Below are 19,749 nucleotides of genomic sequence, written 5' to 3' on the forward strand. Positions count from 1 at the left end.
GTCACATCCGGAAAATGCCGAAGCGGCTCTGTTCGATCGGGGCGTTCAGCGCGGCGGACAACGCCAGGCCAAGCACGTCGCGGGTCTGCGCCGGGTCGATGACGCCGTCGTCCCACAGCCGGGCGCTGGAGTAGTAGGGGTGGCCCTGGCGTTCGTACTGGTCGAGGATCGGCTGCTTGAGCTTCTTCTCGTCTTCGCTGCTGAACACCTCGCCGCTGCGCTCGCTCTGTTCGCGCTTGACCTGGGCCAGCACGCCGGCCGCCTGTTCGGCGCCCATCACGCCGATGCGGGCGTTGGGCCACATCCACAGGAAGCGCGGGTCGTAGGCGCGGCCGCACATGCCGTAGTTGCCGGCGCCGAAGCTGCCGCCGATGATCACCGTGAACTTCGGCACCTGGGCGCAGGCCACCGCGGTCACCAGCTTGGCGCCGTGCTTGGCGATGCCGCCTTCTTCGTACTTCTTGCCGACCATGAAGCCGGTGATGTTCTGCAGGAACAGCAGCGGGATGCCGCGTTGGCAGGCCAGTTCGATGAAGTGCGCGCCTTTTTGCGCAGCTTCGGCGAAGAGGATGCCGTTGTTGGCCAGGATCGCCACCGGGTAGCCGTGCAGGTGGGCGAAGCCGCACACCAGGGTGGTGCCGAACAGCGCCTTGAACTCATCGAACACCGAGCCGTCGACCAGGCGGGCGATTACCTCGCGCACGTCGAACGGCTGCTTGGCGTCAGCCGGGACCACGCCGTATAGCTCCTCGGCGTTGTACAACGGCGCAATCGGCGCCTGGCATTGCAGCTTGCCCTGCTTGTGCCAGTTGAGGTTGGCGACGCTGCGCCGGGCGATGGCCAGGGCGTGCTCGTCGTTGTCGGCGTAGTGGTCGGCCACGCCGCTGGTGCGGCAGTGCACGTCGGCGCCGCCGAGGTCCTCGGCGCTGACCACTTCACCGGTCGCGGCTTTTACCAAGGGTGGGCCTGCGAGGAAGATGGTCGCCTGCTGGCGCACCATGATCGCCTCGTCGGCCATCGCCGGCACGTAGGCGCCGCCGGCGGTGCACGAGCCCATCACCACGGCGATCTGCGGGATCCCCAGGGCGCTCATGTTGGCCTGGTTGAAGAAGATCCGCCCGAAGTGCTCGCGGTCGGGGAATACCTCGTCCTGACGCGGCAGGTTGGCGCCGCCGGAGTCCACCAGGTAGATGCACGGCAGGCGGTTCTGCAGGGCGATGGTCTGGGCGCGCAGGTGCTTTTTCACCGTCAGCGGATAATAGGAGCCGCCTTTGACCGTAGCGTCGTTGGCTACGATCATGCACTCCACGCCTTCGACGCGGCCGATGCCGGCGATCACGCCGGCGGCCGGCACGTCTTCGCCGTAGACCTCATGGGCGGCCAGCTGGCCGATTTCGAGAAACGCCGAGCCCGGGTCGAGCAGGCGGTCGATTCGCTCGCGGGGCAGCAGCTTGCCCCGTGAGGTATGCCGCTCCTGGGCCTTCGGCCCGCCGCCTTGGCTCACTTGGGCGAGCAGGCCGCGCAGGGCCTGGACCTGTTCGAGCATGGCCGCGCTGTTGCTGGCGAATTCCGCCGAACGCGGGTTGATCTGGGTATGCAAGGTAGCCATGGACGCCGGTTCCTTGTGCTCAGCGGGTTTCGTTGAACAGTTCGCGGCCGATCAGCATCCGGCGGATCTCGCTGGTGCCGGCGCCAATCTCGTACAGCTTGGCGTCGCGCAACAGGCGGCCAGCCGGGAACTCATTGATGTAGCCGTTGCCGCCGAGGATCTGGATCGCCTCCAGGGCCATCTGCGTGGCGCGCTCGGCGGTGTAGAGGATCACCCCGGCGGCGTCCTTGCGGGTGGTTTCGCTGCGGTCGCAGGCCTGGGCCACGGCGTACAGGTAGGCGCGGCTGGCGTTGAGCTGGGTGTACATGTCGGCGATCTTGCCCTGGATCAGCTGGAACTCGCCGATGCTCTGGCCGAACTGCTTGCGGTCGTGGATGTACGGGACCACCAGGTCCATGCAGCTCTGCATGATGCCGGTGGGGCCGCCGGCGAGCACCACGCGCTCGTAGTCCAGGCCGCTCATCAGCACGCGCACGCCGCCGTTGAGCTGGCCGAGGATGTTTTCTTCCGGCACTTCGACGTCATCGAAGAACAGCTCGCAGGTGTTGGAACCGCGCATGCCGAGCTTGTCGAACTTGTTGCTGCGGCTGAAGCCTTTCCAGTCGCGCTCGACGATGAACGCGGTGATGCCGTGGGGGCCCTTGTCCAAGTCGGTCTTGGCGTAGATCACGTAGGTGTTGGCGTCGGGACCGTTGGTGATCCAGGTCTTGCTGCCGTTGAGCACGTAGCGGTCGCCGCGTTTTTCGGCGCGCAGTTTCATCGACACCACGTCGGAGCCGGCGTTGGGCTCGCTCATGGCCAGGGCGCCGATGTGCTCGCCGCTGATCAGCTTGGGCAGGTACTTGAGCTTCTGCTCGTGGGTGCCGTTGCGGTTGATCTGGTTGACGCACAGGTTGGAGTGGGCGCCGTACGACAAGGCCACCGAGGCCGAGGCGCGGCTGATCTCTTCCATCGACACCACGTGGGCCAGGTAGCCCAGGCCGGCGCCGCCGTATTCTTCAGGGACGGTGATGCCCAAGAGGCCCATGTCGCCGAACTTGCGCCACATGTCGGCGGGGAACAGGTTGTCGTGGTCGATCTGCGCGGCGCGCGGGGCCAGTTCGGCGGCGACGAAGGTGCGCACCTGGTCGCGGAGCATGTCGATGGTTTCGCCCAGGGCGAAGTTCAGGCTGGGGTAATGCATGGGGGCACCTTCTTGTTCTTGAAATTCGAGGTACCACGGCGACCTTGTGGAAGCGGGGTTGTGGGAGCGGGCTTGCCCCGCGATGCCCGTCAGAACGGCCAGCTGTGTTGCCTGGTCCGGCCTCATCGCGGGGCAAGCCCGCTCCCACAACCTCGCTCCTGTCCGGCCACCGTGACGCGTGGTTGACGTTAACGTAAACCTGCCTTCCGGGGCTGTCAATCGGAACGTCACCTTTACGTAAACGTAAATCTGGGCCAGAGTAATTGCCGCCTGCTTCAGTCATGCCCAGAACAACCACAAGAAGGGACAACCATGCCTCAACCAAGCTACACGCGCGGCCGTCAAGACAAACCCTTGCTCACCCTGACCATCGGCCAGGCCTTCGATGCCACCGTCGCCCTTCATGGCGAGCGCGAGGCGCTGGTGGTGCGCCACCAAGGATTGCGCTACAGCTGGCGCGAGCTGGCCGCCGAGGTCGACGTGCATGCCCGGGCCTTGATGGCGCTGGGCGTGGAGGTCGGCGAGCGGGTCGGCATCTGGGCGCCCAACTGCGCCCAGTGGTGCATCCTGCAGTTGGCCACGGCCAAGGTCGGCGCGATCCTGGTCAACATCAACCCGGCCTACCGCGTGGGCGAGCTGGACTACGTGCTGCGCCAGTCCGGCTGCCGCTGGCTGGCGTGCGCCGGTGCCTTCAAGACGTCCGACTATCACGCGATGGTGCAGGAGCTGGTGCCTGAGCTGGCCACCCATGCCGTGGGCGCACTCGCCAGCGAACGCCTGCCCGACCTGCGCGGGGTGATCAGCCTGGCCGCCGAGCCGCCCGCAGGCTTCCTGCCCTGGGCCGCGCTGGCCGGGCGCGCGGGGGCGGTGGAGCCTGCCGCGTACGAGGCCCGCCAGCAGGGGCTGCAGTTCGACCAGCCGGTGAACATCCAGTACACCTCCGGCACCACCGGAGCGCCCAAGGGCGCGACCCTGAGCCACTACAACATCCTCAACAACGGCTACATGGTCGGCGAGAGCCTGGGCCTGAGCGAGCGCGACCGCATGGTGATCCCGGTGCCGCTGTACCACTGCTTCGGCATGGTCATGGCCAATCTGGGCTGCATCACCCATGGCAGCACCATGGTCTACCCCAACGATGCCTTCGACGCCGAACTCACCCTGCGTGCCGTGGCCGAGGAGCGCGCCAGCATCCTCTATGGCGTGCCGACCATGTTCATCGCCATGCTCGATCACCCCAGCCGCCCCGTGCTGGACCTGTCCAGCCTGCGCAGCGGCATCATGGCCGGTGCCACCTGCCCGATCGAGGTGATGCGCAAGGTCATCGAGCAGATGCACATGGCCGAGGTGCAGATCGCCTATGGCATGACCGAGACCAGCCCGGTGTCGCTGCAGACCGGCCCCGACGACGGCCTGGAGTTGCGCGTGACCACCGTGGGCCGCACCCAGCCGCAGTTGGAGACCAAGCTGGTGGACGCCGACGGGCGCATCGTTGCCCGGGGCGAGATCGGCGAATTGTGCACACGGGGCTACAGCGTGATGCTCGGTTACTGGGACAACCTGCAGGCCACCCATGACGCCATCGACCCGTCCGGCTGGATGCACACCGGCGACCTGGCGGTGATGGACGATGACGGTTATGTGCGCATCGTCGGGCGCAACAAGGACATGATCATTCGCGGCGGCGAGAACATCTATCCGCGTGAGCTCGAGGAGTTCTTCCACACCCACCCGGCGGTGGCCGAGGCGCAGGTTGTGGGGATTCCGTGCAGCAAGTATGGCGAGGAGGTGGTGGCGTGGATTCGCCTGCACCCCGGGCACAGTGCCAGTGCCGAGGAACTGCAGCAGTGGTGCAAGGCACGGCTGGCGCATTTCAAGACGCCACGGCATTTCCGCTTTGTCGATGAGTTTCCGATGACGGTGACGGGGAAGGTGCAGAAGTTCCGGATGCGCGAGATCAGCGTCGCGGAAATGGGCAGCAAATGATCTGGCCCCCAGGGCACTCGGTCGAAGGCTTCAAGTGAACGCGCCCCGCGCCTGAACGCGGGGCACGCTACCGTACGCCTGGCTCTACTTGCGTTTGACATTGGTGGCGTACGGCTTGTTTCCCACCATCTTGATATCGAACGTCACCTCGACGTCATCCTCCAAGCCCGTGGCCTCATCCTTGGGCAGGTACACCCGTGTTCCTTGATGTTTGTAGTCGATGTAGCCATATCCTTGCTCGTCGTCGAACTCCACCACTGTTCCGGTCTTGCCTTTTGTATCGCTCATCATTGCCACCCTCGTCGTCATTGCCTATGGATGCGCTTCTCCCAGCGTGGATGGGAAAAGCGCTGGTGCGCGGATTACTGTCAAACCGCCGGCAGGCTCACCACCAGAACCTCACGCTGTGCGTGGCCGGTGGCAACTTGTGTACTGGGGTCATGGACGGAAGCTGGGGTACCTGCGCGGCTGAAGAGTCGCCCGCGTTCCTTACGCTGATCGCGGTGCTCGCCGTTCGCTCAGGTTGCTCCTCGGCCTGCTGCGCCAGGCGTTGATTCTCCAGATCTATGCTGGACCGGATCGTGCCTTGCAAGATATTGGCATTGAGCACGTTCCCGACAGCGTCGGCGGCATAGGCGGCGCCCTGGTACATGCGCGTTTGCATGACCGGCGAGAGCAATCCCTTGCTTTGCATGTAACCGCCAGTTTTCCCGAGCGCGCCTGATCGTGCGAAGTTGGTCGTGGACTTTTCACCGATTTCAACGGTTTCAGTCAGGTGATACTTCAGCCGCCGCCAAGGGCTGCCCAGCTTGCCAGGTGCGCCCAGCCCACCCAGCGCATCATCGACAAACGTGCTCGCCCGGGCCCCTACACGGGCTGCGCGCAGCCCTTTCAACCCGGTGCGCGCCAAGGTCTTGGTCGCGTTCCACACCACCTTGGCGCCCTTTCCGACCAGCTTGGCCCCCGTTGCCAGGAGCTTCAGCCCTTTCAGGCCAAGCTTGAGCAACCCGGAGAAGCCCAAGGTACTCAACACCCCTGTAGCGACCGAGACGATGCTAAGTGCCCTGGACAATTTTGGGTTGGAGTCCGCCGTGAACACCGCCGCCACTTCGAAGGCGAACGACAGCACACTCATCACCGTGACGAACCCCAGCATGATCGCCGCCATGCCCCCGGTGAAGACGGTCAGCACCGCGCCGACCACGGCCACCAATGCCGAGAACGCCAGGCCTCGCCAGCGACCGCCCACAGGCATCTTCTGGGTGTCCTGCAGTGCCTGTTGGAAAGTGGCCAGTTGGTTGCTCTGGTCCCAGCGGCTGAGCATGATGGCCCCACTGGGATCGTGCAGGTTGACCGGGTCCGGGCAGTGGACGTAGCCGTTGATGCCCCCTTCGCCGAACGGGCTGAGCCAATCCGGCTGGGCATAGCGGCGCAGTGTCGGGTCGTAGCTGCGGTAGCCATTGCCGGCGTGGTAGTGCCCGGTGAGGGGATCGCGGCGCATGCCGTTGTAGCCGTTGACCAAGCCGGTCAGCGCTTTGCCTTCGCCGAACGGCAGCAGCGGTGCCAGTTCCAGCTTACCGTTGCTGACCTGCCCGGCTACGCCGACCTGGGGGTCGTCGATCAGCCAGCGCACCTCGTTTTCAGCGTATTGGGCCAGGCCGCCGGTCAGGCTTGTGCGTTGGCTGACCTTGCCGTCCTTGTCATAGTGCAGCTCGCCAATCAGTTCATCGCCTTCGTAGCGCAGCTCGCGGGTGCTCTTGTCGCCCTCGAGGTACTGCGCCGCCAGGCGCTGGCTGCCGTCGTACTCGTAGCGGGCCAGGAGGTTGCCTGCGCTGTCGTGGACCTTGTCGAGCTGGCCGGCGGCGTTATAGCTGAAGCGGTGCTCGCCGGCGGCATCGGTCAGGTAGCCATTGTCGTTCCAGGCCACCTTGTGGGTGTCCTCGCCACGGGTGACCCCTGTCAGCTGGGTCGGGTCGGTCTTGGCATAGGCCAGGTCCTCGGTCTGCGTCTTGCCGTCAAAACCGGTGGTGACGCATTGGGTGAGGTTGCTCAGGGCATCCCAGCTGAAGTCCTGGGCCTTGACCGCCGTGCCCTGTGCGTCTTGCGGGCAATGCTCGGCGGCGCTGGCCTTGCATTCATACTTTTGCAGGCGGTCGAGCGCGTCGTAGGTGAAGTGCTCGGCGCGCAGCTGCTTGCCTTTCTCGTAGCTGGTCTTGCTGGCCAGGCGGCCATCGCCGCGCCAGGTCAGGCACTGCTTGAAGCATTCGCTGCCGTTGCGCAGGAAGCGCCGGGTCACTTCCTGGCCAAAGCCATCGTACTCGCTGAGCACCTGCCAGCGGCCGCCGGCCTTGAGTGCCTGGGCCTGACGCGACTGCAAGCGACCCTGTGCGTCGTAGCGGTGCACCACCTCTTCGTGGTCCTGGCAAGTGCGCAGCACGCGGTCCAGGCGGTCGGTGAACACCCGTTGCCAGTGGCCGTCGGCGCGCAGCGAGGCCAGCGTCTGCCCACGCAGGCTCTGCCAGCGAGAGCCCTTGCGCGTGGCGCGGGGCGAGGTTTGCTCGACCTGCTGGCGCCCGGGCAGGTTTGCATCGCGGTAGGCCTGCGTCCAGCCGCTGGACATCGTAGTGTCGCTGGCGGCTGAGGCCAGGGTCAGCGTGTCGTCCTTGTGGGTGAGGCTGGAGAGGGCCTGGTCCTTGGCCTTGAAACTCATGCCCTCGGTGTTTTGAACGGTGGTGAGGGTGGTCTTGTCGGGCAGGGTCACGGTCGTGTCCGTGAAACCGTAGGTGCGCTTGCCCACGGTGCGCGAGGTCAGCGTGCTGACTTTACTCACCTTTTGCGTCGCCACCACCTTGCCGTCTACCTTGAGTTCGGTGGCGTGGATGCTCAGGCCGTGGTAGCCGTACTCGACGGTGGACTTGTCGGGGCGCGTGACCCGGGTCACCCTGCCTATCGCGTCGCGATCCAGGCTATAGGTATGGGTTTGCTTGCCCAGGGTGCGTTCGTACTTGATCACCTGGCCTGAACTGTCGAAGTGCCTGAGCAACTGCATCTGCGTGTGGCCGGCAGTGTCGGTCAGACGTTCCACCTGCTCGAAGGTGCCGTTCTTGCGGTGGGTGTAATCGGTGTTGCGCTGGAACAAGCATTGCCCGTCGAGGCCCTGTTCGACGAGGTGCTGGCTGGTGATGTCCTGCGTTGCCGGCGCTTCGAACACGAAGGCGCTTTGAACTGCGTCGTTCTCGTCCTTGACCTGGGCTTGCAGCGCGTTGCGCATGCCCGGCCCATCCAGGCCGCCTTGCTCCCTGGTCCAGGCTTGCGGCCCCACGCCCAACACCGCCGGGGTCATTTCCACCACGGCTTGGCCGCCAGGCAGGTAATCCCAGGTGCAACTGGCCAGCACCTGCGAGGTATCCAGGCCTTGCAGGCTGCATTGTTCCAGCGGGACATAGTGCTGGGTGCCGTGTTTGCGCCACTCGCGTCGCCAAATCCGTTGCAAACCGTCCAGGTAGCTGCGGCTGATGTCCTTGTTCGCATGGGCGTGCGTGGCGACCCTGCCGTCAGCCGAATAGGTGGTGACGGTCTGCTCATCGGCTTGCTGGTCCTTGTCCTTGCCCGTGCCGCCTGCCTTGACCAGGTAGCGCGTCTCCTGGGTCACGCGGTCCAGCGCATCGTACTGCCAGTGCACCTCTTCCCCTTGCGCCACCTGTTCCAGGCGCCGCCGGGCATGGCGTGAGCGCAGCTCTTTGCTGAGCTGTTCGGTACCGGCCTCGGTGGTGACGCTGACGCGTACCACGATGCCGTCACTGTTCGGGTTGTCCTCGAACGCTTGGAGATTCTTCAGCTCGAAGCGCTGCTTGCCCAGGTGAGTGACCTGGGTGTCCTTCACCGACCACTGCATGACCTTGCTTTGCGAGGTCTTGGCGCTGACCACCGAGACCTCGGTGCTGCGCTGGCGCCACAGCAGGGGGGCGGAGGCGCCGACCAGCGCCCAGGTGGCGTCGGTGTCGAGCCGGTCGTCCTTGAGCTGGCCCTTGACCCCCTCGATCACGACCACTTGCGCCTGCTCCAGCAGGTCGCGCTTGCCACGTTTCACCTGGCGGTAGCCGAACAGGCGCAGCCCCTTGGGATTGCCGAACGGGTCGCACTGGTACTCCGCCATGACCGGTGCCGGGGCATAGTCCGGAATCAGCGGGCAGTTCAGGGTCGGCAGGTCTTCCAACCCTTCCAGTGTATTGAGCGTGAACGGGTTGTCGCCGGCCTCGGTGTAGTAGCAGCGGTACAGCGTGTGCTCGTCGCTCTTGTGCAGGCGCTGGATGTTGCCGGCCAGGTCTTCTTCCTGCGTGGCCACCTCCACCGTGCGGCCCAGCGCGTCGCGCTCCGAGCGGGGGACGCTGGCCAGCAGCCGGGAGATGCTGGCGGCCAGTTTCGGGCGGTCGGCGTTATCGGACTTACTGAAGAACCCCTTGAGCAGCTCACGCTGGCGTTCGACCAGCACCGCCCCGTCTTTCACCTTTAGCTTGTCGCTGTCGGCGCCGGCCTTCAAGGCGTAGAGCAGTTCGGCAAACTCATCGCCTGCGCCCGTATAGCGGTAGCCTTTGGTCAACCGATGCTTGTCGCCTTTCTTCTGGTTCCCGCGGGTGCTGAAGGCCAGCCAATGGTCCTGCTCCGAGGCCACCCCGCGCAGCAGTTCGAAACGCTCGATACGACCGTCGTGCTTGACGTGACCGTGCACCAGCAGGTGCTGCTCCCGGGCTCCATGCGCGCCGCACTCGTACTCGACGCTGACGATCCGCTGATCGGTCGCCAGAAAGTCCCCGTCGTAGCGGTAGGTCGCCACCTGGTTCTGTTGCCCATCGCCTGGCAGCAGAGCATGCAGCAGCACCCGGGGCAGGCCAGGGCGACGCTTTTTTTCCTCTTCATTGCGCGCTTGCCAGGGTCGGTACTTCACGCATTCGACCGACCCATCCAGTTCCCGCAGACCGCACAGGACCCGGTCCAGCGTCGGGTCGTCGTCGTAATCGCAGTCGACCTGTTGCAATACCTTGCCGTTCTGCTCGCGTTTGAGCGTACGCAGCAGATAACCCTTGAGGTCGAGATTGACCTCGTACTTCTCGGCCTTGCTGTCCGGCCAGACCTGCATTTTCACCTGCGAGGCTTTTTTCTCCTGCGGTGTGACGTACTCCGCTTTGAACAATGCCTCCTTGCCACTGTTGACCGCCAACAGCAGGAACTGGCCTTTCTGGCGCTTCCACTCCAACGTCAACTGCTCACCGTAGGGCGACTCGATGGTCGACGGCAGCAGCAGCACGAACGGCCTCTCGTATTCGGCGATGCGTCGTTTCAGTTCCTTGATGTTCTTGTCACCCTCCCACGCGTTGACCGCTTCGTTGTAATCGAGGGCCGCAGTGGCGTAGTAGAGCCAGGGAACGCACATCAGTATCCACTGCTGCCAGTTTTCCGGTTTTGCCGGGAAGTCAGGGCTGGACTTGTCGCGGATGGCTTTCAACGTTTTCACGACGAGGTCGTGGAATTCCTTGTTCGGTTCTTCGTCGTCGCTACCTTCGGCGGCAGGCTTCTTCAGAACCTCCTGGCGGCCGCTGGGCAGATCAAGAATGAACTCACTGTAATCCTTGTTGCTGCGCACCACGCAGGAGGCCAGCTTGAGCGCCTTGCCTTTGCCCAGGTCGGTCCATTGCGCGTCTGTGAACTTGACTTGGACGCCATCGGCCAGCGTCAGCAGCCTTTCACGCATCTGCACGCTGGAAAAGCGCCAGGCCCAGCCATCGCCCAGCCCGGCCTCGTTGGCGCGCAGCGCCGAATAGTGCAAGATCAGGTCGCACGCCGGGCCTTGGCCATGCAAGCCCTGCAGGCTGGCCACTGGGTAATGGGCGTGGAACAGTCCCGTACGGGGGTCTACTCCCGATTCGCGGTGGCCGGTGGTGTCGAACAGTTCGGAGCGGCTGGTGTTACCGTAGTCCTCGCAGAGGAAACTGATTTCCGTCCACTCCTTGAGCGCCTTCGGTGGGTTGAAGCTGACAGGCTTGGGAGCGCGCCACAACCGGGTGGCCTGCAAGGTACCGATATGGCCCACGGTCAAGGCAGCTTTGCCGCGCTCGGACTCTGGGAAGCTCAGGTAGATATTGTACGTCTGCTCGGCCAGCGGCCCTTGCCAGGTGATGGTATCGCCAGTGACCAATACAGGCCACACAGGTAGGGGCGTGCGTTGAGAGAGATAAATCTCGTGGCAGAGCTTAGCGGCCCGGCCGAGATAAGTTATGGCGTTGTAGTCTTCCTGCCTCACCTGCATCTCCCCTTGCAGCGGCACCGTCGGTTCCTCCCGAAGAGCATCCCCCAGCCCAGCCTTCTCCAGAGCCACCCCCAGAGCCATCGCCGCATCTGCCAGAGCCACCTCGTCTGCCTGCTCTGCTTCCATCGCCTTCGCCAAAGCGATGGAACTAATACCAATGGCCTTGATGACATGGTCCACGATGGAGGCTACGTTAGCATCGGAGTTAAATTTTTCAGCGATTTTTTCAGCAATCTTATAAGCGGTTTTGAGTAACGTATCGGCGGTCGCTTCGACGGTGTTATCGTTTACATTGACGAATTCCATTAGAGAATAACTGAGGCTGGAATTGAGTATGTCCTTTGCGATGTTGGCTTTTAGTTCAACGGCGCCCTCGATAGCGTCCAGATCCTTATCGGGGAATTCGTCACTGGGGTCGAGTGTGGCGAGAACTTTACGGAGCATCTTTTTGTAAAGCGCCTCATAGATATCTTCGTCAACGTCTTTCCAGTACGTTTCGTAGGTTTTGGCGTCTCCTGCCCTGAAAGTGGTCTGGATCGCAGCATTTTTTATGACGAGCTGTGTGTGAATGGCGTAGTTATTTGCAAAATCCTCTAAATATTTAACGTCATAGTTACATCGGGGGATAGCCTGGATTAAAGCCGTGGCTAAGTTGGCGGCGCCGTTCAAGGTTGTGAGTTCAGCGAACGTTGCGGCGATAGGCACGTTCGCCGCGACAGATGCATCCACATAGGCGTTGTAGGTCTCTATGAGGCGTTCGGCATTGTCCTGCCGCGGCACGCAAGTCATTACCCGGTAGCCTTTCTTGCGCGCCGCCTCGTCAAGGCGAAACACCCGTTCTGCGCCCGTAGAACTGATGGTCACCGCGGTCATACCTTCGCCTGGCTCGACAGTTATTTCTATGGGGTCGGTGGCCGCATCACTTGGCCACTCATCGCTGTTCAGCAGATGCAACCCATAATCCTTGGTGCTCCAGCCGTCACCGTCGCCGACGTTATCCAGCGCGACCTGCAGTTCAGCCTGCCTGGGTAGCCACAGCTGCTTGTCATCCTTCACACACAGTTCCGGCCATTTTTGCGCTTCGATGAAGCTGGCCAATGCCTTTACCCAGCTTGCCTGGTTGTCGGGGACTGTCTCGCAGTCCTGGGGCCGGAACAGCGCGTGGTGCAGCAATGCCTGATTGCCGGGATGGCGCACGGTCACCAGCACGGCATCTGCCGAGGCCTTGAAGGCTGTCTTCAGCAGCGGGCCTTCGACCGCATGCTCGTCACCCGGCAGTGTGGCGAAGATGCGCAGGCCGTCGCCGCGCTGTTCGAGCAGCGCCGTGGTCTTGTCGAGGCGCAGGTAGGGGGCGACGTCCGATTCTGCCAGCGCTGCGGCCCAGGGTTCGAGCCATTTGCCACTGGCGCGCTGCGCCTTGTCCGGAGCCCAGGCATGGTGGCCGAGCAGGCGCTGGGAGAACGCGTCGTAGACCCACGCATGCAGCGCGCCACCGCTGGCTACCGCGCTGGCATCGAATGCATCGCTGGCCCACCAGTCCACCTCGGTCAGGGTCACGCTCAGTTCGGCGTGCTGCGGCCCCCAGAAGGCGTTGCCTTGGTCGCCCGGAGTCACCGTGCAGGCTGCCGCGTCCAGCACACCGGCGCGCAACAGATGGCTGTCACGGTTTATCTGCGTGCACAGGGCCTTGCTCCAGCCACTGTCCGCTTCGGCGGTAAACAGGTGCTGTTCGTGCAGGGCCTGGGTCTTGAGGTCGCGCACCTGCAGGCTCAGGGTCTTGCCCTTGGCCAGCGAGAAATTGTCGTCACACGCCAACACCTGGACGCAGTTGCTGCTGAATGGCGCGGTGCTGAACGCCCGGTAGTCGGCCTGGCACCATAGACGCGGCGTCGCATGGCTACTGGAGAACGCATTGTCGTCGCTCCAGCCCCCGGCCGTAATTGGCTTGCCGGAGGTGGCGAGCTGGTCGGCGAAGTCTGCGAGCCACTTCGTGGCGTCCAGCTTGTCGGCTTTCGCTATGTAGTCGATCCGGGTCAGTTCGCCAGTGCGACGGTGTACCAGGCAGGCACTGATGGTTTCGTCCTTGGCCAAGGCGCGACCGGCCTTGATCGGGCACAGGCTGTACCAGCCACCTTCGACGCTGCCCACCCGTTCCAGGCCGAAGTCCTGCATGTCGGGCAGGCTGCCGTCGGGTTGATTGCTGATCTGGTAGGGCACCTGGAAGGTGTTGGTATCCGCTATGGGTTTGAGGTCAACGGAAGAGGTGGTAGCCATTACGTAGTGCTCCATGCGGCAAGAACCGTGAAGCTAGCTTTTAATACGTGCTCGCCAGCGCCCACAACTGGCAGAAATGCCAGGTACGGCAGGTACTGCCGAGGTGGTCGATGAGGCTTTTCAGCGGGGCGGCAGCAGGCTGCACACCAGCTCCACCAAATCGGCGAAGGTGGTGTAAGTGCGAATCTGCCGAGGGATGGAGATGCTGAATGTCTCTTCGACGATGGCTTGCAGTTCGACCACGTCGAAGCTGTCGGCGCCCAGCTCGTCCAAGGTGACGTTCGGCTGGATCCGGTGCAGGCTCTGTTCGAGGAAGCTGGCGAGAATCCATTGCAGCTGGAAGGCGATGTAGAGGCGCGAGCGCATGCAGAGGCCGATCGTCAGAGGATGATGGTTCTCTGTACGCGGCTTTGCCGTCGGGGGCTACTGGTAGAAATGCCAGGTGCGCCGGGCTGGATCTTGTGCTGTCCCGATCGCGGGCAAGCCCGCACCCGCAGGACTCGCAGGCGGCCCGTTTCCCGCAGGGTTGTCTATTCTCTGGCTTTCACCGGCGGATCTTCGTTCGGCGGGTCGCCCACCGTGGGCGGCACGGTCGGTTTGATCGGCAGCTCGTCCGGATCTTCCTCGGGCACCGGCGGCGGCAATGTCGGGTCGTCGATGTTCGGGTCGGGTGTCTCTGGTGGAATGGGAATGTTCATGGGCCTGACCTCGCGGGATGAATGAAACGGTGCTGCAGGCTTCGACCCGGCCGTGCGCCATTCGCTCATTTTTTTTGAACCCCGCCCGCCGCCATGGCTCTGAACCCTTACCGCCACCAGCCCAGGGGAGCAGGTCGATGTCTGGTAAAGAGCCGTTCGAAAGCGTGCCCATGGCCAACGATCACCCGGACCAGGCCATCAGCCTGTCCCAGGCGCTGCTGGCGCCGCGCATCGTGATCGAGGACGCAAGCCCGGTGCTCGACAGCGGCACCTTCGCCGCCAAGGCGGTGCGCGGGCACAAGGTCGAGGTGACGGCCAAGGTCTACAGCGATGGCCACGACCGCCTGGCGGTGAGCCTGAATTGGCGCCAGGCCCACAGCCGCCGCTGGCACTGCGTGGCGATGCACTCGCCGGGCAACGACCTGTGGCTGGCAGAGTTCACCCCCACCGAGCTGGGCTTGCATCTGTTCAGCATCGAGGCCTGGATCGACCCTTTCGCCACCTACTGCCACGACCTGGAGAAGAAGTACGCCGCCGGTGTGGACGTGAAGCTCGAACTGGAAGAGGGCCGTCTGCTGCTGGGCCAGGGCATCGAACGCAGCGACGGGCTGCTGCGCGAGCAGCTTGAGACCTTGCAACAGCGCCTGGCGGATTTGCCGGTGGATGACCAGGTGATGTTGCTGCTGCACCCCGACGCGGCCCAGCTGATGGTCGAGGCCGAGCACCGCAGCTACCTCACCCGCAGCCGCGAGTTTCCCCTGGATGTGGACCGCGAGGCGGCGCTGTTCGCCAGCTGGTACGAACTGTTCCCGCGCTCGATCACCGACGATGTCGAGCGCCACGGCACCTTCAACGATGTGCACCAGCGCCTGCCGATGATCCGCGACATGGGCTTCGACGTGCTGTACTTCCCGCCGATCCACCCCATCGGCATGAAGCACCGCAAGGGCCGCAACAATGCCTTGCAGGCCGAGCCCGGCGACCCCGGCAGCCCCTACGCCATCGGCAGCCCCGAGGGCGGGCACGATGCCATTCACCCGCAGCTGGGCAGCCGCGAGGACTTCCGCCGCCTGGTTGTCGCCGCCGCCGAGCATGGTCTGGAGATCGCCCTGGACTTCGCCATCCAGTGCTCCCAGGACCATCCCTGGCTCACGGAGCACCCCGGCTGGTTCAGCTGGCGTCCCGACGGCACGATCCGCTACGCCGAGAACCCGCCGAAGAAGTATCAGGACATCGTCAACGTCGACTTCTACGCCCCCGAATCGGTGCCGAGCCTGTGGCTGGCCTTGCGCGACGTGGTGGTCGGCTGGGTGGAGGAGGGGGTGAAGACCTTCCGCGTCGACAACCCGCACACCAAGCCGCTGCCGTTCTGGCAATGGCTGATCGCCAATGTGCGCAGCCGGCACCCCGAGGTGATCTTCCTCGCCGAGGCCTTCACCCGCCCGGCGATGATGGCGCGCCTGGGGAAGGTCGGGTATGCCCAGAGCTACACCTACTTCACCTGGCGCAACAGCAAACAGGAGCTGCGCGAGTATTTCGAGCAACTCAACCAGCCGCCGTGGAACCAGTGCTACCGGCCCAACTTCTTCGTCAACACGCCGGACATCAACCCGTTCTTCCTGCAGACCTCGGGCCGTGGCGGTTTTCTCATCCGCGCCGCGCTGGCGACCATGGGCTCGGGCCTGTGGGGCATGTACTCGGGCTTCGAACTGTGCGAAGGCACGCCGCTGCCGGGCAAGGAGGAGTACCTGGATTCGGAGAAGTACGAGATCCGCCCACGCGACTTCACCCAGCCCGGCAATATCGTCGCCGAAATCGCCCAGCTCAACCGCATCCGCCGGCAGAACCGCGCCCTGCAGACCCACCTGGGGATGGTGTTTCTCAACTGCTGGAACGATCAGATCCTGTATTTCGCCAAGCGCACGCCCGAGCGTGACAACGTCATCCTGGTGGCCATCAGCCTCGATCCGTACAACGCCCAGGAGGCCAGCTTCGAGCTGCCGCTGTGGGAGTTGGGGCTGGACGACAACGCCGACACCCAGGGCGAGGACCTGATGAATGGCCACCGCTGGACCTGGCATGGCAAGACCCAGTGGATGCGCATCGAACCGTGGCACCAGCCGTTTGGTATCTGGCGCATCGAAAGGGCCCAGTGATGGCCTTGCGCGATCCCTGTGGGAGCGGGTTCACCCGCGAACACCGGCAAAGCCGGTGCCATGCACCGCGGTGTCTGTTTCGCGGGTGAACCCGCTCCCACAGTGATCGCGCAAGGCCGAGCAAGCAAATCTGCAATTGAAAGGAGTCGCACATGGCCAAGCGTTCCCGCCCGGCAGCCTTCATCGACGATCCGCTGTGGTACAAGGACGCGGTGATCTACCAGTTGCACGTGAAATCGTTCTTCGATTCCAACAACGACGGCATCGGCGATTTCGCAGGGCTTATCGGCAAGCTCGACTACATCGCCGAACTTGGCGTCAACACCCTCTGGCTGCTGCCGTTCTACCCCTCGCCCCGGCGCGACGACGGCTACGACATCGCCGAGTACAAGGCCGTGCACCCGGACTACGGCAGCATGGCCGATGCCAGGCGCTTCATCGCCGAGGCCCACAAGCGCGGCCTGCGAGTGATCACGGAGCTTGTCATCAACCACACCTCCGACCAGCACCCCTGGTTCCAGCGCGCCCGCCACGCCAGGCGCGGCAGCAAGGCCCGGGACTTCTACGTGTGGTCCGACGACGACCAGAAATACGACGGCACGCGGATCATCTTCCTCGACACCGAGAAGTCCAACTGGACCTGGGACCCGGTCGCCGGCCAGTACTTCTGGCACCGTTTCTACTCGCACCAGCCGGACCTGAATTTCGACAACCCGCAGGTGCTCAAGGCGGTGATCGGCGTGATGCGCTACTGGCTCGATATCGGCGTCGACGGCCTGCGCCTGGATGCCATCCCGTACCTGATCGAGCGCGACGGCACCAACAACGAGAACCTCCCCGAAACCCACACCGTGCTCAAGGCCATCCGCGCCGAGATCGACGCCAACTACCCCGACCGCATGCTGCTGGCCGAGGCCAACCAGTGGCCGGAAGACACTCGCCCGTATTTCGGCGAGGGCGACGGCGACGAATGCCACATGGCCTTCCACTTCCCGTTGATGCCGCGCATGTACATGGCCCTGGCCATGGAGGACCGCTTTCCGATCACCGACATCCTGCGCCAGACCCCGGAGATCCCGGCCAATTGCCAATGGGCGATCTTCCTGCGCAACCACGATGAGCTGACCCTGGAGATGGTCACCGACCGCGAGCGCGACTACCTGTGGAACTACTACGCCGAGGACCGCCGCGCGCGCATCAACCTCGGCATCCGCCGGCGCCTGGCGCCGCTGCTGCAGCGCGACCGGCGGCGCATCGAGCTGCTGACCAGCCTGCTGCTGTCGATGCCCGGCACCCCGACCCTGTACTACGGCGACGAACTGGGCATGGGCGACAACATCTACCTGGGCGACCGCGACGGTGTGCGCACGCCCATGCAATGGTCGCCGGACCGCAACGGCGGCTTTTCCCGGGCCGATCCGCAACGCCTGGTGCTGCCGCCGATCATGGACCCGCTGTACGGCTACCAGACCATCAATGTCGAGGCCCAGGCCCACGACCCGCATTCATTGCTCAACTGGAACCGTCGCCTGCTGGCGGTGCGCAAGCAACAGAAGGCCTTTGGCCGTGGCAGCCTGAAGATGCTCACGCCGAGCAATCGACGGGTGCTGGCGTACATCCGCGAATACACCGATGCCGACGGCAATGGCGAAATCGTGCTGTGCGTGGCAAATGTCTCGCGGGCGGCCCAGGCGGCGGAGCTGGAACTGTCGCAGTACGCCGACAAGGTGCCGGTGGAGATGCTCGGCGGCAGCGCCTTCCCGCCCATCGGCCAGCTGCCGTTCCTGCTGACCCTGCCGCCCTATGGCTTCTACTGGTTCCTCCTGGCCAGCCACGACCGCATGCCCAGCTGGCATATCCAGCCTGCCGAGGGGCTGCCCGAGCTCACCACCCTGGTGCTGCGCAAGCGCATGGAGGAGTTGCTCGAGTCGCCTTCGCGCGAGGCCTTGCAGGCGTCGATCCTGCCGCAATACCTGCCCAAGCGCCGCTGGTTTGCCGGCAAGGAAGGGCCCATTGACCAGGCACGCCTGAGCTATGGCGTGCGCTTCGCCACCACGGCGCTGCCGGTGCTGCTCGCCGAGCTGGAGGTGTACAGCGAGGGCGTCGTCACTCACTACCAGTTGCCCTTCGGCCTGCTGCCGGAGGAGCAGATCAACGCGGCGCTGCCTCAGCAACTGGCGCTGTCGCGGGTGCGCCGTGGCCGCCAGGTGGGGCTGATCACCGATGCCTTCGTGCTCGAACCGTTCATTCGCGCCGTGCTCAAGGGCTGCCAGGAGGGCCTGCGCCTGCCCTGTGGCGACGGGGTGGGCGAGCTGCATTTCCATCGCACCGAGGCATTGGCCGCGCTGCAGCTCGATGAGCAGAGCGAGGTGCGCTACCTGGGCGCCGAGCAGTCCAACAGCTCGGTGGTGGTCGGCGGCAGCCTGGTGCTCAAGCTGATCCGCCGGGTGAACCCGGGGGTGCATCCGGAGCTTGAGATGAGCGCCTACCTGACCGCTGCGGGCTTTGCCAATATATCGCCCCTGCTGGCCTGGGTCAGCCGTGTCGATGACAGTGGCCAGCCCCATCTGCTGATGATCGCCCAGGGCTACCTGAGCAACCAGGGCGACGCCTGGGATTGGACGCAGAACACCCTGGAACGGGCGATTCGCGACCAGATGGAACCGGGTAGCGTCGAACAGGAGGCGCATACCGATGCCCTGGCCGAGCTGACCGGCTTCGCCGCCTTGCTCGGCCAACGCCTGGGCGAGATGCATCTGCTGCTGGCCGCGCCGAGCGACGACAAGGCGTTCCAGTCCCGCCCGAGCGATGCCCAGGACAGCGAGCGCTGGAGCCGGCAGATCAGCGCCGACCTGACCCGTGCCCTCGACCTGCTGGCCCAGCACCGCGACACCCTGGACCGCGACAGCCAGGCCCTGGTCGACGACCTGCAGCAACAGCGTGAGGGCTTGCAGCAGCACGTTGACAACCTCGCCCGGCAGGCCCGGGGCGGCCTGCTGATGCGTGTGCACGGCGATCTGCACCTGGGCCAGGTGCTGGTGGTGCAGGGCGACGCCTACCTGATCGATTTCGAGGGCGAGCCGGCGCGCCCGCTCGACGAGCGGCGGGCGAAACACAGCCCGTACAAGGATGTCAGCGGCGTGCTGCGTTCCTTCGACTATGCTGCTGCGATGATCCTGCGCAGCGCCTCGGCGGTCGACCTGTCCGACGCGGCGCGCCAGGCCCGGCAGCGGGTCGCCCGGCAGTACCTGCACCAGTCGCGTCACGCCTTTGTCGAAGCCTACGGGCTGGCCACCGCCGCCATGCCCCACGCCTGGCAGCAGGCCGAGGGCGAACGTGCCGCGCTGGAGTTGTTCTGCCTGGAGAAGGCCGCCTACGAAATCACCTATGAAGCCGAAAACCGGCCAAGTTGGCTGGCCGTGCCTTTGCATGGATTGCATGGGTTGATCAGCACCTGGGGTGAAGCATGAGCCTGAAAGACCCTGGGGCCGCAACGCAGCCCCAGCTCTATCAATGAAAACATGGAAAGGGGCAGTGAG

At 64.4% G+C, this 19,749-nt stretch carries 9 protein-coding genes; 3 read left to right on the top strand and 6 right to left on the bottom strand.

Annotated features, from left to right (window positions below; genetic code table 11):
- Position 1 precedes the first annotated feature (1 nt).
- Positions 2–1,609, bottom strand: coding sequence for a carboxyl transferase domain-containing protein (locus DMX06_RS00120; protein ID WP_110733340.1), 1,608 nt, complete (start codon positions 1,607–1,609; stop codon positions 2–4).
- Between the two features lie 19 nt (positions 1,610–1,628).
- Positions 1,629–2,792 (bottom strand): isovaleryl-CoA dehydrogenase, encoded by a 1,164-nt coding sequence (locus DMX06_RS00125; protein ID WP_110733342.1) that lies wholly within the window; start codon positions 2,790–2,792, stop codon positions 1,629–1,631.
- Between the two features lie 312 nt (positions 2,793–3,104).
- Between DMX06_RS00125 and DMX06_RS00130 the strand changes: the two genes are divergently transcribed.
- Positions 3,105–4,778, top strand: coding sequence for an AMP-binding protein (locus DMX06_RS00130; RefSeq protein WP_110733344.1), 1,674 nt, complete (start codon positions 3,105–3,107; stop codon positions 4,776–4,778).
- 84 nt (positions 4,779–4,862) lie between these two features.
- Here DMX06_RS00130 and DMX06_RS00135 read toward each other — a convergent pair whose 3' ends face one another.
- The 4 genes from DMX06_RS00135 to DMX06_RS26230 form a co-directional block, all read right to left on the bottom strand.
- On the bottom strand, positions 4,863–5,069 hold the full coding sequence (locus tag DMX06_RS00135) for a cold-shock protein (RefSeq protein ID WP_181427749.1): 207 nt from the start codon (positions 5,067–5,069) through the stop codon (positions 4,863–4,865).
- A gap of 94 nt (positions 5,070–5,163) precedes the next feature.
- The gene (locus tag DMX06_RS00140) at positions 5,164–13,356 is read right to left on the bottom strand and encodes an RHS repeat-associated core domain-containing protein (protein WP_110733349.1); all 8,193 of its coding nucleotides are present in this window, start codon (positions 13,354–13,356) and stop codon (positions 5,164–5,166) included.
- A 120-nt stretch (positions 13,357–13,476) separates the two neighbouring features.
- Positions 13,477–13,722: an acyl carrier protein gene (locus DMX06_RS00145; RefSeq protein WP_110733351.1), complete on the bottom strand. Its 246-nt coding sequence runs from the start codon at positions 13,720–13,722 to the stop codon at positions 13,477–13,479.
- 164 nt (positions 13,723–13,886) lie between these two features.
- Positions 13,887–14,054 carry a hypothetical protein gene (locus DMX06_RS26230; RefSeq protein ID WP_181427750.1) on the bottom strand — a complete coding sequence of 56 codons (168 nt, stop codon included), beginning with the start codon at positions 14,052–14,054 and terminating at the stop codon, positions 13,887–13,889.
- Between the two features lie 137 nt (positions 14,055–14,191).
- Here DMX06_RS26230 and DMX06_RS00150 point away from each other — a divergent pair, with 137 nt between their 5' ends.
- Together DMX06_RS00150 and treS are read left to right on the top strand one after the other, a co-directional pair.
- Complete coding sequence (locus tag DMX06_RS00150) at positions 14,192–16,210, top strand: alpha-1,4-glucan--maltose-1-phosphate maltosyltransferase (protein WP_110733353.1); 2,019 nt, start codon at positions 14,192–14,194, stop codon at positions 16,208–16,210.
- 152 nt (positions 16,211–16,362) lie between these two features.
- Positions 16,363–19,680, top strand: a complete 3,318-nt coding sequence (gene treS / locus DMX06_RS00160; RefSeq protein ID WP_110733355.1) for a maltose alpha-D-glucosyltransferase — start codon at positions 16,363–16,365, stop codon at positions 19,678–19,680.
- The last annotated feature ends 69 nt before the right edge of the window (positions 19,681–19,749 follow it).

Source organism: Pseudomonas mosselii (genome assembly GCF_003205295.1).
Taxonomy (GTDB): domain Bacteria; phylum Pseudomonadota; class Gammaproteobacteria; order Pseudomonadales; family Pseudomonadaceae; genus Aquipseudomonas; species Aquipseudomonas mosselii_B.

Coding starts and splice junctions, on each gene's coding strand:
- DMX06_RS00145 (WP_110733351.1), bottom strand. CDS start 13,722: ATGCGCTCGCGCCTCTACATCGCCTTCCAGCTGCAATGGATTCTCGCC.
- DMX06_RS26230 (WP_181427750.1), bottom strand. CDS start 14,054: ATGAACATTCCCATTCCACCAGAGACACCCGACCCGAACATCGACGAC.
- treS (WP_110733355.1), top strand. CDS start 16,363: ATGGCCAAGCGTTCCCGCCCGGCAGCCTTCATCGACGATCCGCTGTGG.
- DMX06_RS00120 (WP_110733340.1), bottom strand. CDS start 1,609: ATGGCTACCTTGCATACCCAGATCAACCCGCGTTCGGCGGAATTCGCC.
- DMX06_RS00125 (WP_110733342.1), bottom strand. CDS start 2,792: ATGCATTACCCCAGCCTGAACTTCGCCCTGGGCGAAACCATCGACATG.
- DMX06_RS00135 (WP_181427749.1), bottom strand. CDS start 5,069: ATGATGAGCGATACAAAAGGCAAGACCGGAACAGTGGTGGAGTTCGAC.
- DMX06_RS00130 (WP_110733344.1), top strand. CDS start 3,105: ATGCCTCAACCAAGCTACACGCGCGGCCGTCAAGACAAACCCTTGCTC.
- DMX06_RS00140 (WP_110733349.1), bottom strand. CDS start 13,356: ATGGCTACCACCTCTTCCGTTGACCTCAAACCCATAGCGGATACCAAC.
- DMX06_RS00150 (WP_110733353.1), top strand. CDS start 14,192: ATGTCTGGTAAAGAGCCGTTCGAAAGCGTGCCCATGGCCAACGATCAC.